The sequence below is a fragment of the Bathymodiolus heckerae thiotrophic gill symbiont genome (genome assembly GCF_900180345.1).
In the GTDB taxonomy this organism is placed as follows: domain Bacteria; phylum Pseudomonadota; class Gammaproteobacteria; order PS1; family Pseudothioglobaceae; genus Thiodubiliella.
Map to the genome: position 1 here is coordinate 1 of NZ_FXLV01000004.1, position 14457 is coordinate 14457.

Sequence of the window (14457 nt, forward strand, 5' to 3'; positions counted from 1 at the left end):
AAGGTCTCAATGCGTTTTACTTGGGATTTTTGGGTTTTGTGGTTTGTTGCTTTGATATTTGTGGGTAGGGTGTCTTGTTTTTCTAAATTATGCAGTAATTGGGTTAAATTTACTTGATTGGCATTTTGTTCTAGGGCAAAATGCAATTCATCCAGTTTAATCTCGTCAATCACAATTAGATTGTGGCTTATAGTGCCTATTTTTAGTAAAAAATGATCTAAGGAAAGGGCATTTTTATGCTTGAAATTAGATGGATTTTGCACTTCAATGAAGTCAATGTTAAGACTTTTGTCGAACAAATGGGTGTTTAATTGGCTAATTTCAACGGGTGTTTTAAACAAGTTTTGGGCGTAATCTTGGGCATAATATTTGCCGATTGAATCGATAAAAAAAGCAATGATTAGGGCTAGAATAGCAAGTAAACCTAATATTTTATAGAGTATTTTTTTCATTATTTTTTCCTTATTTTGATTAAAAATCGTTGGTCTGAAACCCATGGCACGGACAGTTGGTGTATTGTTGCTCTGGTGGGTGGTGTTTCTTGTTCGGCATTTGCACCTTTCATTAGCAAATAATGTCCATTCTCGCATAATAAATGTTGTGTTAATTTTAATGTTTTGTCCACTTCGGCAAAGGCTCTGGAGGTGATTTGACCAAAACATTGCTGAGGTTTGAAGGTTTCAACTCGTTCATTCACCACAGATAAATTTTTAAGTGCCAACTGGGTTTTTGCAAATTGCATAAAACGACATTTTTTACCTACTGTGTCCAGCACACTCACGGCAAGTTCTGGCTTCATAATACTGACTACAATGCCCGGCAAGCCTGCACCTGAACCGACATCAAGCAAGGGCGATTTATCAATAAATGGCACAATGGACAAACTGTCTAACAAATGTTTTTTAACGCCTATTTCCATCGTGCGAATTGCACTTAGATTGTAAGTTTTATTCCATTTTATAATCAATTCAAGGTAACTAATTAGTGAGGTTGCTTGTGCATCGCTGAGTGCAATGTTCATTTCTTTTGCGCCTTGTATAAGGAGTTCTTTCATCTTTTATAAGTTTTTAAATACACCAATAGAATAGAAATAGAGGCGGGGGTAATGCCTTGAAGTCGGCTTGCTTGACCAATGGTTTCTGGCTGGTGGTCGTTAAGTTTTTGTATTACCTCGGCAGATAGTGCTTTGATGACGCTATAATCCATTTTTTCTGGCAGGGAGGTGTTTTCATTTTTACGATATTTTTCAATTTCTTCCAATTGACGCTTGATATAGCCAGCATATTTGATTTGATTTTCCACCACGGCAATCAAGGTTGTATCGCTCAAAAAAGGCTTGCCTGATTCGATTTGACTTAAAATTTGATAATCTACTTTTGGTCGTTTTAACAGCTCTAACAGAGAATATTCGTGGTTTAATTTTCCCAATATTGCACTTGCCTGTGTATCGCTAGCTTGAATCCAAGTAGTTTTTAGGCGTTGTTTTTCTTCTGCAACTGCTACATATTTAATCTCAAATGCCGCCCATTGTTCATCGCCTATCAGCCCTAATGCTCTGCCTTTAGGGGTTAGGCGTTCGTCGGCGTTATCTTCTCTTAATAACAAACGATATTCAGCACGCGAGGTAAACATTCGATATGGCTCATTTGTGCCTTTGGTAATCAAATCATCCACCATTACCCCGATATAAGATTCATCGCGTTTGGGATGCCAAGGGGCTTTTTCCTGCACGGCACAGGCGGCATTAATACCTGCCAATAATCCTTGTGCTGCCGCCTCTTCATAGCCTGTTGTGCCGTTAATTTGCCCTGCAAAGTAAAGCCCTGATATTTTCTTTACTTCTAGCGTTTGCTTTAGCCCCCTAGGGTCAAAAAAATCATATTCAATGGCATAGCCGGGACGCACAATTTGTGCATTTTCAAAGCCTTTAATTGACTGTATAAAATTGCATTGCACCTCGTATGGCAAGGAAGTGGAAATCCCATTTGGATAAACTTCATTGGTTGTTAGCCCTTCAGGTTCAACAAAAATTTGATGTGAATCTCGCTGGGCAAAACGCACCACTTTATCTTCAATCGATGGGCAATACCTTGGGCCGATACCTTCAATATTGCCTGTGTATATTGGCGAATCTTTTAAGCCATCACGAATAAAATCATGTGCTTTTTCATTGGTATGAGTGATATAACAAGGGATTTGTTGCGGATGATCGCTTGCCTTTCCCATAAAAGAAAAAGTAGGCAAAGGTGTATCGCCCGGCTGTTCTTGTAGCACGCTAAAATCAATAGTGCGGCCGTCAAGCCTTGGTGGTGTGCCTGTTTTTAATCGACCCACGCCCAAATCATAGGCACGAAGTGTCTTAGACAAGGGATTAGAAGGAGCATCGCCAGCTCGCCCACCTTGAAAATTACTTTGCCCAATGTGGATAATACCCCCTAAAAAAGTGCCTGTCGTCAGCACCACTTTATCAGCAAAAAAACTCAATCCCATTTGGGTTTTAATGCCCTTAATCACATTATTTTCAATGATTAAATCATCAACCGCTTGTTGAAATAACGATAAATTTTCCTGATTTTCTAAAGCATAACGAATAGCTGCCTTATACAACACTCTATCCGCTTGTGCCCTAGTAGCACGCACCGCAGGCCCTTTAGAAGCATTCAGCGTGCGGAACTGTATCCCAGCCTTATCAATTGCACGAGCCATTGCCCCACCCATTGCATCAATCTCTTTGACCAAATGCCCTTTACCAATCCCACCAATCGCAGGATTACAACTCATTTGCCCTAAAGTTTCAATATTATGAGAAATCAACAAAGTCTTGACCCCCATACGAGCAGAAGCAAGCGCTGCTTCAGTGCCTGCATGCCCGCCACCGATTACAATTACTGAATAATGCTTTAATTTCATATTATATTCTTAATCAAAAAAAGGCTTGATAAAATCAAGCCTTTTTAGTTATTCATTGCTAAATACTTACTTGATTTGTGCGTCTAATTCACCAGATAAATATCTTTGACTCATTGTGTCTAATGAAGATACTTTGATTTTATCAGCATTGCCTGCGGAACCAAAGGCTTCAAAACGAGCGGCACAAATATCGCTCATCGCATTGGTTGCTTCTTTTAGGAATTTGCGTGGGTCAAAGTTTGAGGTATTTTCAATCAAGTGTTTACGAACTGCACCTGTGGAAGCCATACGCAAATCAGTGTCAATATTTACTTTACGCACACCGTTTTTGATGCCTTCTTGAATTTCACTTACTGGCACGCCATAAGTTTGCCCCATATCGCCACCGTGTGAGTTGATAATTTCTAACCAGTCTTGTGGCACTGAAGAAGAGCCGTGCATAACTAAGTGTGTGTTTGGCAGACGCTGGTGGATTTCTTTAATGCGGTCAATACGCAAGATTTCGCCGTCTGGCTCCTTGGTAAATTTGTAAGCACCGTGCGAAGTGCCAATTGCAATTGCTAATGCGTCAACATTCGTTGCTCTAACAAAATCAGCCGCTTCTTCAACTGAAGTTAATAACAAATCAAGGTCTAATTTGCCTTCAGCACCATGACCGTCTTCTTCACCCATTTCACCTGTTTCTAATGAACCTAAACAGCCTAATTCGCCTTCAACAGAAACGCCACCAGCATGTGCCATCTTAACCACTTCTTTGGTCACTGCAACATTGTATTCAAATGAGGCTGGTGTCTTACAATCTGCTTCCAAAGAGCCGTCCATCATTACTGATGAAAAGCCTGATTGAATAGAGCGCAAACATACTGCTGGCTCGCTACCATGGTCTTGATGCATTACTACTGGAATATGCGGATACATCTCAGTTGCTGCAATGATTAAATGACGCAAAAATGGTTCGCCTGCATAGCCTCTTGCACCAGCAGAACCCTGCATAATAACAGGGCTATTGGTTTTGTCCGCTGCCTGCATAATGGCATGAACTTGCTCCATATTGTTAACATTGAACGCTGGCATACCGTAATTTTCTTCTGCTGCGTGGTCTAATAATTCTCTTAATGAAATTAACATATTTCTTTCTCCTTATTTTTCTTAAATCAAATATTTGATGTTACTTGTTTGCTTACCAACAATAACACATTTTTTATACTACTATTATAAATCATCATCACCAACGCGTAAAATCTTCATTAGGTTGGTGCCACCTGATTGATTTACATGCATTCCTTTGGTTAATATTATCAAATCACCTTCCTCAACAATATTCTTATTTTCCAATATACTAACTACTTTTCCGTTGACTCTTTCCCATTCTATATCGTTCATCTTATCAATACCACAAGGGTAAACGCCACGATAAAGTGTTGTTTTACGCAAAGTGGCAACACTGTCGCTCATGGCATAAATTGAGATATTGGAACTCATGCGTGACATCCACAAGGGTGTTTTTCCACTTTCAGTCAGTGCAACCACAACTTTAACGCCTAAATGATTAGCGGCATACATAGAACTCATGGCAATGGTTTCATCAATATGATCAAAGCACTCATGTAGGCGATGGTGTGAAACTTTTGCAATTGGGCTTTTCTCAGTTTCTATGCAAACATCGTGCATCGTTTTTACTGCATTCTCTGGGTAATCGCCTGCCGCTGTTTCAGCAGATAACATTACTGCATCGGTGCCGTCTAATACTGCATTCGCTACATCAAACACTTCTGCACGGGTTGGAATTGGGCTGTTAATCATTGACTCTAGCATTTGAGTTGCAGTAATAACAATACGGTCATTTGATCTGGCCAATTTAATTAAGCGTTTTTGTTGTGCTGGTAACTGTGGGTCGCCAATTTCAACGCCTAAATCACCGCGTGCCACCATAATGCCTGCCGACTCTTGGATAATATCATTAATGACTTCATCTACCAAAGACTCAGCACGCTCAATTTTTGAAATCACACCTGCATCAGAGCCTGCTTCCTTCAATAACCTTTTCGTAAGACGCACATCATCGCCACTCACTGGGAATGATAAAGCCACATAATCTGCCTTTGCTTTAGCAGCGGTTACAATGTCTTTTTTGTCTTTTTCAGTTAATGCATCAGCTGACAAACCGCCACCACGAAGATTAAGCCCTTTCTTATCCGAAAGTATGCCACCTTGCGTAACCACTGTATTGATTTTGTTACCATTAATACTGGTTACTTCCAGCACAATTTTGCCGTCATCCAGTAACAAAACATTGCCCTCTTTAACCTCTTGTGGCAATGTTTTGTAAGCAATGCCAACAGCATCTTGGTTACCAGAAGTGTTATCCATATCTGCATCAAGTGCAAATTTGTCACCAATATTTAATCTAATCTTTACGCCGTCTTTAAAACTGGCAATGCGAATTTTTGGCCCTTGTAAGTCCATCAAAATTCCCACATAAGTATTATTAACATGTGCCCAATTACGCACCGCTTTAACACGGGCTAAATGCTCTTCTTCTGAGCCATGGGAAAAATTAATGCGCACAACATTTGCACCTGCTGCTAAAACGCTCTCTAAGACACCGGGCTTATCCGTTGCTGGGCCAAGTGTTGCTAGTATTTTGGTTCTTCTTAGCAAGCGCTACTCCGATGCTCTTTGTTCTAAAATTTCTACTGCTGGCAGTTTTTTACCTTCTAGGAATTCTAAGAAAGCACCGCCACCCGTTGAAATATAACTGATTTTGTCTTCAATACCGTATTTGTCAACCGCTGCCAAAGTGTCGCCACCACCAGCAATTGAAAATGCATCAGATTCAGCAATTGCCATGCCTAATGTTTTGGTGCCACCAGCAAACTGGTCAAATTCAAACACACCTACTGGGCCATTCCAAACAATTGTCCCTGCATTTTTCATAATCTCAGCCAATTGCTGGGCAGAATCAGGTCCAATGTCAAAAATCATATCGTCATCAACAACAGCAGACGATGCTTTGGTTTCGGCTTCAGCAGTCTCTGAAAACTCCTTACCGCAAACCACATCAGTTGGCACTGGTATTTCACAGTCTTCCATCAGTTTTTTTGCTGTTGGAATTAAGTCATCTTCACACAGTGATTTGCCGACATTATGACCTTGTGCTGCAATAAAAGTATTAGCAATACCACCACCAACAACCAATTGATCGACAATTTTAGACAAAGATTCTAAGACTGTTAATTTGGTTGATACTTTAGAGCCACCAACAATCGCCACCATTGGACGCTTTGGATTGTCTAATGCTTTACCAAGCGCCTCTAATTCACCTGACAACAATGGACCTGAACAAGCAATTGGCGCATACTTAGCCACGCCATGGGTTGAGGCCTGTGCACGATGTGCGGTGCCGAATGCATCCATTGCAAAAATGTCACACATTGCTGCCATGCGTTTAGACAAGGCATCATCATTTGACATTTCACCCACATTAAAACGCACATTTTCACATAGCACAACCTCGCCATCTTGCATTTCAATACCATCTAACCAATCTTTCTCTAAACGCACAGTAGTATTCAATAACTCACTAAGGCGATCAGCCACTGGTTGCAAAGTAAATTCATCACTCGCCTCACCCTCTGTAGGGCGACCACGATGCGACATTAACATTACCTTGGCACCTTGTTTTATTGCCATTTCAATGGTTGGTAGCGACGCTTTAATGCGTTTATCACTTGTTACCACACCCTCTTTAATAGGTACATTTAAATCCTGACGAATCAGTACTTTTTTACCACCTAACTCTAACTCTTCTAAATTTATAATCATTAATTATCCTTCCATATTTTTCCAACTAATTTAGGACTGACAATAAAAGGGTTGTAGTTCCCTTGTATTGCCATAATCCGTTTATTGCGTTTTATTTCTTTATCACTTACTGGGTCTTTCTGGTGCCACTTAAGCAATATCTTTTGTGCCCATGGCTTAAAATTATTCCCTTCCAATATAGGCGATGACCAATCTTGAATCTTGTCATAATAAGCAGTTAGCAAGTAAAAATACCCTCTAGCAAAATCTCCTTTAAACTCATCAATTGGCTCAAAAAATACACCTTTTAAGAGTTTATTTTTTGCCTTACCCAGCATAGACCCGTTCTCAGAAAGCTTTGCACTCTTAGGATCGACTTCTGCATAAGGGTGATTGGCTCGCATGTTATTTACAAACCCATCTACAGGGTATATGTGAAATAAATCCCTAGCCATTGGCTCACCTAAACTACCGCCCCACCAACTTTTTGGAAAAGAATGCTCTCTATTATAACAATCACCTTCTTTTTTATAATGTCCACATTGATCAGTAAAGAACTTATAAACATACGGCAACTTACCCTTCTTATATGAATAAATATCAAACACTTCATTTGGCTGATTGGGCAATGCATCGGTTTTCTTAAATGCCTTCCACAAATCTTTATAACTCAAAACCTTGTGTTTGCTTATTATTTTATATAATTGTTCTCTTAGTGACTCACCCTGCTTTTGATTGTTTGCTATATTCTCAGTAGCAAAGACAGATGAACCATACAGAGTTAAACTAAACGCAACGCTAAAAAGAAAAGAAATTCTCATGCAAATTAAGCAATATGTCGAACTAAACGCAACATATTACAAGTATAACCATACTCATTGTCATACCAAGAAACCAACTTCACAAAAGTATCATCAAGTGCAATACCCGCATTTGCATCAAAAATTGAAGAAGCACTAACACCACGGAAATCACTAGATACAACCATATCTTCTGTGTATTGTAATGTGCCTTTCATTGTGGTCTCTGACGCTGTTTTAATGGTTGCACAAATTTCTTCATAAGAAACGCTCTTGTCTAATTCACAAGTTAAATCAACCACAGAAACATCAACTGAAGGGATGCGGAAAGCCATACCTGTTAGTTTGCCATTTAATTCCGGCAATACAATACCAACCGCCTTAGCAGCACCTGTTGACGAAGGAATAATGTTCTCAAATACTGCACGACCACCTCTCCAATCTTTCATTGAAGGGCCATCAACGGTTTTTTGTGTTGCTGTTGAAGCATGAACTGTTGTCATTAATCCACGCTTAAGACCCCAATTATCATTGATAATCTTAGCAATTGGTGCCAAACAGTTAGTGGTGCAAGAAGCCGCTGAAACAATAGACTGACCCTCATAAGAATCGTGGTTAACGCCATATACAAACATTGGTGTGCTGTCTTTAGCGGGTGCCGATTGAACCACTTTTTTAGCACCAGCATCAATGTGTGCTTGACAAGACTCTTCGGTTAAGAAAAAACCCGTGCAATCAATGGCAACATCTACATCAATATCACCCCATTTAAGATCAGCTGGATTACGCTCAGCAGAAAGACGAATTTTCTTACCATCAATAATAAAATTATCACCTTCAACTTCAACAACACCATCGAAACGACCTTGTGCCGTATCATACTTTAACATATATGCTAAATAATCATTGTCTAACAAGTCGTTAATACCAACTACTTCTAATTCTGGAAAATCCTTTTTAATTGCACGAAAAACCATACGACCAATACGACCAAAACCATTAATACCTACTTTTATCATCTCTTACTCCTTTATTAAATTAAATTTACTTACCTTTTTTTTGTTTAACCGATAACTGCTTTCGCAGTCGCAATCACATTATCAACGGTAAAACCAAACTCTTTAAACAACTCAGGTGCAGGTGCAGATTCACCAAATGACTTCATACAAACCAAGCCACCGTCTAAGCCAACATACTTATACCAAGATTGTGCCACGCCCGCCTCAATTGCCACGCGTTTCACACCCGGCGTTAAAACAGCGTCTCTATAGGCTTGGTCTTGTGCATCAAACGCCTCACAGCACGGCATTGAAACCACACGAACATTCGCATCCATCGCCTCGGCAGCTTCAACTGCCAAGCCTACTTCAGAGCCTGTTGAGATGAAAATAACATCTGCATTACCATCACAATCTTTAAGCACATAGCCGCCTTTTTCAATATTGGCAACTTGCTCAGCAGTTCTCTGCATTGCTGTTAGTGCTTGGCGTGAGAATATTAATGCCGTTGGTGCATTGCCACGAAGCATTGCCATTTTCCAAGATACTGCTGATTCAACCGCATCACAACCTCTCCAAGTTTGGAAGCCCGGAATAACCCGCATGGTGGATAATTGCTCAACCGCTTGGTGGGTTGGACCATCTTCGCCTAAGCCAATAGAATCATGTGTATAAACATAAATTGTGCCGATTTTCATCAGTGCTGACATTCTCAGTGCGTTACGCATAAATTCCATAAACATAAAGAAAGTTGCACCGTAAACTTTGAAGCCACCGTGCAAAACCATACCATTCATCATATGTGCCATACCAAATTCACGCACACCCCATGAAAGGTAGTTGCCATTTGCATTTTCTTTGTTAACTTTGACAGTGCCTGACCAGTTTGTCAAATTAGAGCCTGTTAAATCTGCAGAACCACCAAACATTTCTGGTAATAATGGCCCCATCGCCTCAATCGCTCTTTGTGATGCTTGGCGCGATGCAATCGTTGGCATTTCATCTTGAGTTTTAGCAATAAACTTATCCATTTCAACTACAAAATTCGCTGGAAGGTCGCCTGCCATACGGCGTTCAAACTCAGCCGCTTCGGCTGGAAACTCTGTTTTATAAGCACCAAATTTATCATTCCAAGCACTTTCATCTACTGCACCCTGTGCTTTATGGTTCCAGCCTGCATAAACATCAGCAGGAATTTTAAACGGAGCATGATCCCAACCCAATTGCTTGCGCGTTGCTGCGATTTCATCATCACCCAGCGGCGCACCATGACAATCATGTGTGCCTGCAAGATTTGGCGAACCAAAACCAATCGTAGTCTTACAGCAAATCAAGCTCGGCTTGTCCGTTACTGCTTTCGCCTCAGTGATAGCTTTACTAATTGCATCTGCATCATGCCCATCAACTGCCACCACATGCCAACCATAAGAGTTGAAGCGACCCGGAACACCTTGCTCCATCCAATCACCAATATGGCCATCAATGGAAATGTCATTATCGTCCCAAAAAGCCGTCAATTTACCCAAACCCAAGGTGCCTGCCATAGCACAAGACTCGTGCGACAAACCCTCCATCAAACAACCATCGCCCATAAAAACAAAAGTATTGTGATTGACAATTTCATGCCCTGGTTTGTTAAATTGTGCTGCCAATGTGCGTTCTGCGATCGCCATACCCACTGCGTTCGTAACACCCTGTCCGAGCGGACCCGTTGTGGTTTCAATACCATCTGCATAGCCATATTCAGGATGACCTGCGGTCTTTGAATGCAACTGACGGAAGCCTTTAATATCATCTATCGTCAACCCAAAACCCGTTAAATGCAATAAGGAATAAATCAACATTGAGCCATGTCCATTAGACAACACAAATCTGTCTCTGTCTGCCCATTTAGCATTGTTTGGGTTGTATTTCATATGATCATTCCAAAGCACTTCGGCAATATCTGCCATCCCCATTGGCGCACCTGGATGGCCTGAATTGGCTTTCTGAACAGCATCCATGCTTAAAGCACGAATTGCATTTGCTAAATTTCTGCGTGATGACATATTAATATTTCCTTGAACAAAACTGAATAATTATACGCAAAAACTATCCAATTATCAACACCTACGAAAACGCCCACGCTATCAATAAACTCAGGAATACCCTATTTCCCGTAAGTATAAAACTCGGTAGCTAAACTAGGCTTTTTGTCAAGGTTGAACCTTGACACCCAACTGAAGGTTGTTTTTAAGGGGTAAGGTCTGTTACAAAAAGCAGTAGCAATCCTTGTCTTTGGGCGAAAAAAAAGGCTATCTTAACGATAACCTTTTTTAAAATATGGTGCCGAAGGCCGGGCTCGAACTGGCGACCTACTGATTACAAGTCAGTTGCACTACCAACTGTGCTACTTCGGCATAATGCGAGAATTATACAACCTTATTTTAAAAAATGAATACTTTTTTATCATAAGTTTAAATATGGTGGTTATAGGTGGACTTGAACCACCGACTCCAGCATTATGAATGCTGTGCTCTAACCAGCTGAGCTACATAACCGTAGGGCAGTATTATCGGGACTTTTACTATAGAAGTCAATAGATAATTACAGTTTGGATGTTAAAATTAACACTTATGGATATTCTTAAAATTGCACTAACGGGTGGCATTGCTTGCGGAAAGTCACAGATGGCTCAGGTTTTTGCTGAGTTAGGCGCTGATGTTGTTCGGCTTGATGATATTTCTAAACAAGTGACTACGCCTGGCTCAGATGGTCTTAGAGAACTGGTAGATGCCTTTGGTGAAAAAATTCTTAATCAAGATGATGAGCTTAATCGACAAGTGTTGCGAGCCATTTTATTAGAGAATGAAAGTAATAAAAATTGCATTGAAGTCATTTTGCATCCAAAAATATTGAAAACAATGCAAGAATGGCAAAAAAACTCAAAAAAACCCTTAAATATTGTAGAAATTCCACTACTTATAGAGAGAAACTTAGCTTATCTATTTGATAGAGTCATTATTTTGACCTGCAATGAGGAAAAACAATTAAAAAGACTGAAAAATCGTGCAAATATTGACGAAAAACAAGCAAAAAAGATGATTTCTATGCAAACTAGTCACGAAAATAGGTTAAAAATTTCTGCAGAATTACCTTGTGACATTATTGAAAACAATGGCACACTTACTGATTTAAAAAAGCAAACTAAACAGTTATATCAAAAGCTCAATCAGTCTGTAGGTATTTGACAGGTTTGTCTACCATTAAATATTCGGCGAGAGTTTCATCAGTTGTTGACTAAGAAACAAACTTTAAATGTCGAGCCACTACCTACTTTGCTATCAATAGTTAATACTGCATTATGTCTCTGGGCAATGTGGCTAACAATGGCTAATCCTAAACCTGTGCCCCCTTGCTCTTTAGACCTACCTTTATCAGCCCGATAAAACCTTTCTGTTAAATGCACTAAATGCTTATTTGGAATTCCTTTGCCAAAATCTTGGACACTAAAACATAACTTGTTACTACTGTTCGCATACCACCTGACAATGATTTTTGTCCCTTTTGGGGTGTAGAATATTGCATTTTGTATTAGGTTGGTGCATAAACTAATAATCTCTGTTTCAACACCAACCATTACCTCATCGGTATTAATCTCTACCATAACTGCTTGATTTAAATCTTGACACACATGATTGATAACCTTTTTCATATTTATGCTTGTGCTAATATCTTGAATATCATCGGTGCTTTCTAGGCGTGAAAGCGTTAATAAGTCTTCAATAATATTTTGCATTCGTTCAGTTTGTTCGTATGAAGCATTAATTGGACTGATCAATGCTTTTGGCAAGCTCTTATATTCTTTAATCATTTCCAGATAACCTGAGATTACCGTTAGTGGCGTACGCAATTCATGCGATGCATTTGAAATGAAACTTTTACGCATTTCTAATGTTTTGTTTCTTTGCATTATATCGCGTGCGATTAACAACTTTGAGTCAGAGCTAATGGCAATAATTTTTAACAACAACTGTATGGATGAGTCTTTAGGGGACTCTATTTCAATCTCGCTACCGTCTTCATTAGAATTCAATAACTTGTACAACTTAGGGGAGCGGATTAAATTGTTAATACGCTGCCCCCTATCACTTTTGACAATATTTAACAAAATACTAGATTTGCTATTACTCCAATCAACTTCATTGTTTTGATTAAGAACAATAGTGGCATAAGGAAACCCTTTTAAAATACTTTGTGAGCGTTTTAACAAAGCATTCATACGCCTTTTTCTATTACTACTTTTATTTTTGTCTTGTAGCACTTGGTAGTTAATCTTGTCCCATATTCCAGCACTATCTGGCACATTATTTTGGTTAGTTCCATTGGTTATCCAAATATAGAACTGGTGAAGTTTGTAATACATCCAAACAATATAGCCAAACAAACTTAATGCTATGCTTATTAGCCAAGCATCTGTTAGTAAGCCACTAACCAGTATTACAAATATAACAATCGCTATGCGCCACTTTTCAATAGACAAAATAGAGGGCTTCATAGCGTTATATTAGCACTAAATCGATAGCCCGTATTGCGTACAGTTTGGATGCACTTATCTGCCTCACAAGGTTTTAATATTTTTCTCAGTCTTAAAATATGGACATCAACAGTGCGTTCGTCTATAGCAACAAATCTTCCCCAAACCTCATCAAGTAACTGAGGGCGATTAAACACCCTGTTTTTATTTTTCATCAAAAAGTGTAACAACCGAAACTCAGTGGATCCAATAGTAATAGCTTCGCCACCGATGGTTAATAATTGTTGCACTGGATTAATAACAATGTTGTCAATAATTAACTCATCACTAGCAGTAAGCCCTTGTGACCTACGCAATAAAGAACGAATACGCGCATCTAACTCTTTTAACAATACTGGTTTAGTCATATAGTCATCGGCACCCATATCAAACCCTTCCACTTTATCTTCTTCACTAGATTTTGCTGTTAACATCATAATTGGTAAATACTGAAAACCCTCAAACTTTCTGATTTTGCCAATCAGTTGAGTGCCATCAACATCTGGCAACATCCAATCAAGCAACACTAAATCTACATCATTATCACCCAATAGACTTATTGCTTGAGAACCTGTATTAGCCTTGAGTATGTTGTACTGTTTAGCTTGAAGAAATACACTCAGCATTTCTATTATCGCCTTATCATCTTCAACAATTAAGATTGTAAACATAGCGTCATTCATACGATTCTCCTACTCCAGTTCAATATGGCGAACATCTTTACCTTTAACCAAGTAAACCACATACTCACAAATATTCTGAGAATGGTCGCCAATTCTCTCTAAAGCTCTAGCACACCAAATAACATGTAACATAGTTTTAATATTACGGGAATTTTCCATCATATGTGTGACCAATATTCTGGAAACCCGGTCAAACTCTTCATCGATTTGTCTATCAGTTTCAGCTATTCTAGCCGCCTGTTCTACATCCATACGGGCAAATGCATCCAGTGCATCTCGTAAAATAGTAATTACCTTGTCACCCAATCTAGAAAGTTCTGCGTACATATTAACATCATCTTTCATAGAAGTTAATTTTTGTGTGTAACGACCAATTTTTTCTGCCTCATCGCCAATACGCTCAAGGTCTGTGATAACCTTAATAATTGCGATAATAAGTCTAAGGTCTCCTGCAGCAGGTTGCCTTTTAGCAATAAGTTGGGCACAACTTTCATCAATTTCAACTTCAATTTTATTAATTTTATAATCTGACTCTGCAACCTCTTTTGCTAACTCACTATTCTGCTCAATAAGTGCGCTAATGGACTTTTCTACTTGGTCCTCAACCAACCCACCCATCTTTAAAACTTTACTTTTAACGCTCTCTAACTCTTGGTTATACTGTCGTGAAATATGTTGTTGTGTTTCCATGAATAGTCTCCTAATTA

At 39.3% G+C, this 14457-nt stretch carries 12 protein-coding genes, 2 tRNA genes and 1 pseudogene; 1 reads left to right on the forward strand and 14 read right to left on the reverse strand.

Translation table 11 applies throughout. The features are described 5' to 3' along the window. From CRYPD_RS00960 to CRYPD_RS01010, 11 genes and pseudogenes are all read right to left on the reverse strand, one after another. Window positions 1-452 (reverse strand): annotated as a pseudogene (locus CRYPD_RS00960) (hypothetical protein); the annotation flags it as partial. After that, window positions 452-1054, reverse strand: a complete 603-nt coding sequence (gene rsmG, locus CRYPD_RS00965) for a 16S rRNA (guanine(527)-N(7))-methyltransferase RsmG (RefSeq protein ID WP_138145703.1) — start codon at window positions 1052-1054, stop codon at window positions 452-454. The pseudogene CRYPD_RS00960 and the gene rsmG, both read right to left, overlap by 1 nt. Next, window positions 1051-2910 carry a tRNA uridine-5-carboxymethylaminomethyl(34) synthesis enzyme MnmG gene (gene mnmG, locus CRYPD_RS00970; protein WP_138145704.1) on the reverse strand — a complete coding sequence of 620 codons (1860 nt, stop codon included), beginning with the start codon at window positions 2908-2910 and terminating at the stop codon, window positions 1051-1053. The genes rsmG and mnmG overlap by 4 nt, the downstream gene beginning before the upstream one ends. Window positions 2911-2976: 66 nt before the next feature. Further along, the gene (gene fba / locus CRYPD_RS00975) at window positions 2977-4038 is read right to left on the reverse strand and encodes a class II fructose-bisphosphate aldolase (RefSeq protein ID WP_138145705.1); all 1062 of its coding nucleotides are present in this window, start codon (window positions 4036-4038) and stop codon (window positions 2977-2979) included. 84 nt (window positions 4039-4122) lie between these two features. After that, window positions 4123-5571 carry a pyruvate kinase gene (gene pyk, locus CRYPD_RS00980; protein ID WP_138145706.1) on the reverse strand — a complete coding sequence of 483 codons (1449 nt, stop codon included), beginning with the start codon at window positions 5569-5571 and terminating at the stop codon, window positions 4123-4125. A gap of 3 nt (window positions 5572-5574) precedes the next feature. Continuing rightward, the gene (locus tag CRYPD_RS00985) at window positions 5575-6735 is read right to left on the reverse strand and encodes a phosphoglycerate kinase (protein WP_138145707.1); all 1161 of its coding nucleotides are present in this window, start codon (window positions 6733-6735) and stop codon (window positions 5575-5577) included. Continuing rightward, a complete protein-coding gene (locus tag CRYPD_RS00990) occupies window positions 6735-7535 on the reverse strand; it encodes an HNH endonuclease signature motif containing protein (protein WP_138145708.1) in 801 nt (266 codons plus the stop codon). Before CRYPD_RS00990 ends, CRYPD_RS00985 begins: the two co-directional genes overlap by 1 nt. 5 nt (window positions 7536-7540) lie before the next feature. Next, window positions 7541-8533, reverse strand: a complete 993-nt coding sequence (gene gap / locus CRYPD_RS00995) for a type I glyceraldehyde-3-phosphate dehydrogenase (RefSeq protein WP_138145709.1) — start codon at window positions 8531-8533, stop codon at window positions 7541-7543. 44 nt (window positions 8534-8577) lie between these two features. Then, a complete protein-coding gene (gene tkt / locus CRYPD_RS01000; protein WP_138145710.1) occupies window positions 8578-10560 on the reverse strand; it encodes a transketolase in 1983 nt (660 codons plus the stop codon). 275 nt (window positions 10561-10835) lie between these two features. Then, window positions 10836-10911: transfer RNA gene (locus CRYPD_RS01005), tRNA-Thr, on the reverse strand. A 64-nt stretch (window positions 10912-10975) separates the two neighbouring features. Further along, a tRNA-Met gene (locus tag CRYPD_RS01010) sits at window positions 10976-11052 on the reverse strand. Between the two features lie 57 nt (window positions 11053-11109). Between CRYPD_RS01010 and coaE the strand changes: the two genes are divergently transcribed. Further along, window positions 11110-11742, forward strand: a complete 633-nt coding sequence (gene coaE / locus CRYPD_RS01015) for a dephospho-CoA kinase (RefSeq protein WP_244610224.1) — start codon at window positions 11110-11112, stop codon at window positions 11740-11742. 38 nt (window positions 11743-11780) lie between these two features. Here coaE and phoR read toward each other — a convergent pair whose 3' ends face one another. Genes phoR through phoU form a run of 3 tightly spaced genes read right to left on the reverse strand, consistent with a single transcriptional unit; the run spans window position 11781 to window position 14440 of the window. Next, the gene (gene phoR, locus CRYPD_RS01020) at window positions 11781-13049 is read right to left on the reverse strand and encodes a phosphate regulon sensor histidine kinase PhoR (protein ID WP_138145711.1); all 1269 of its coding nucleotides are present in this window, start codon (window positions 13047-13049) and stop codon (window positions 11781-11783) included. Further along, window positions 13046-13750, reverse strand: coding sequence for a response regulator (locus CRYPD_RS01025; protein WP_138145712.1), 705 nt, complete (start codon window positions 13748-13750; stop codon window positions 13046-13048). The genes phoR and CRYPD_RS01025 overlap by 4 nt, the downstream gene beginning before the upstream one ends. 9 nt (window positions 13751-13759) lie before the next feature. Next, entirely contained in the window at window positions 13760-14440 is a 681-nt protein-coding gene (gene phoU, locus CRYPD_RS01030; protein ID WP_138145713.1) for a phosphate signaling complex protein PhoU, read from the reverse strand. Window positions 14441-14457: the final 17 nt, after the last annotated feature.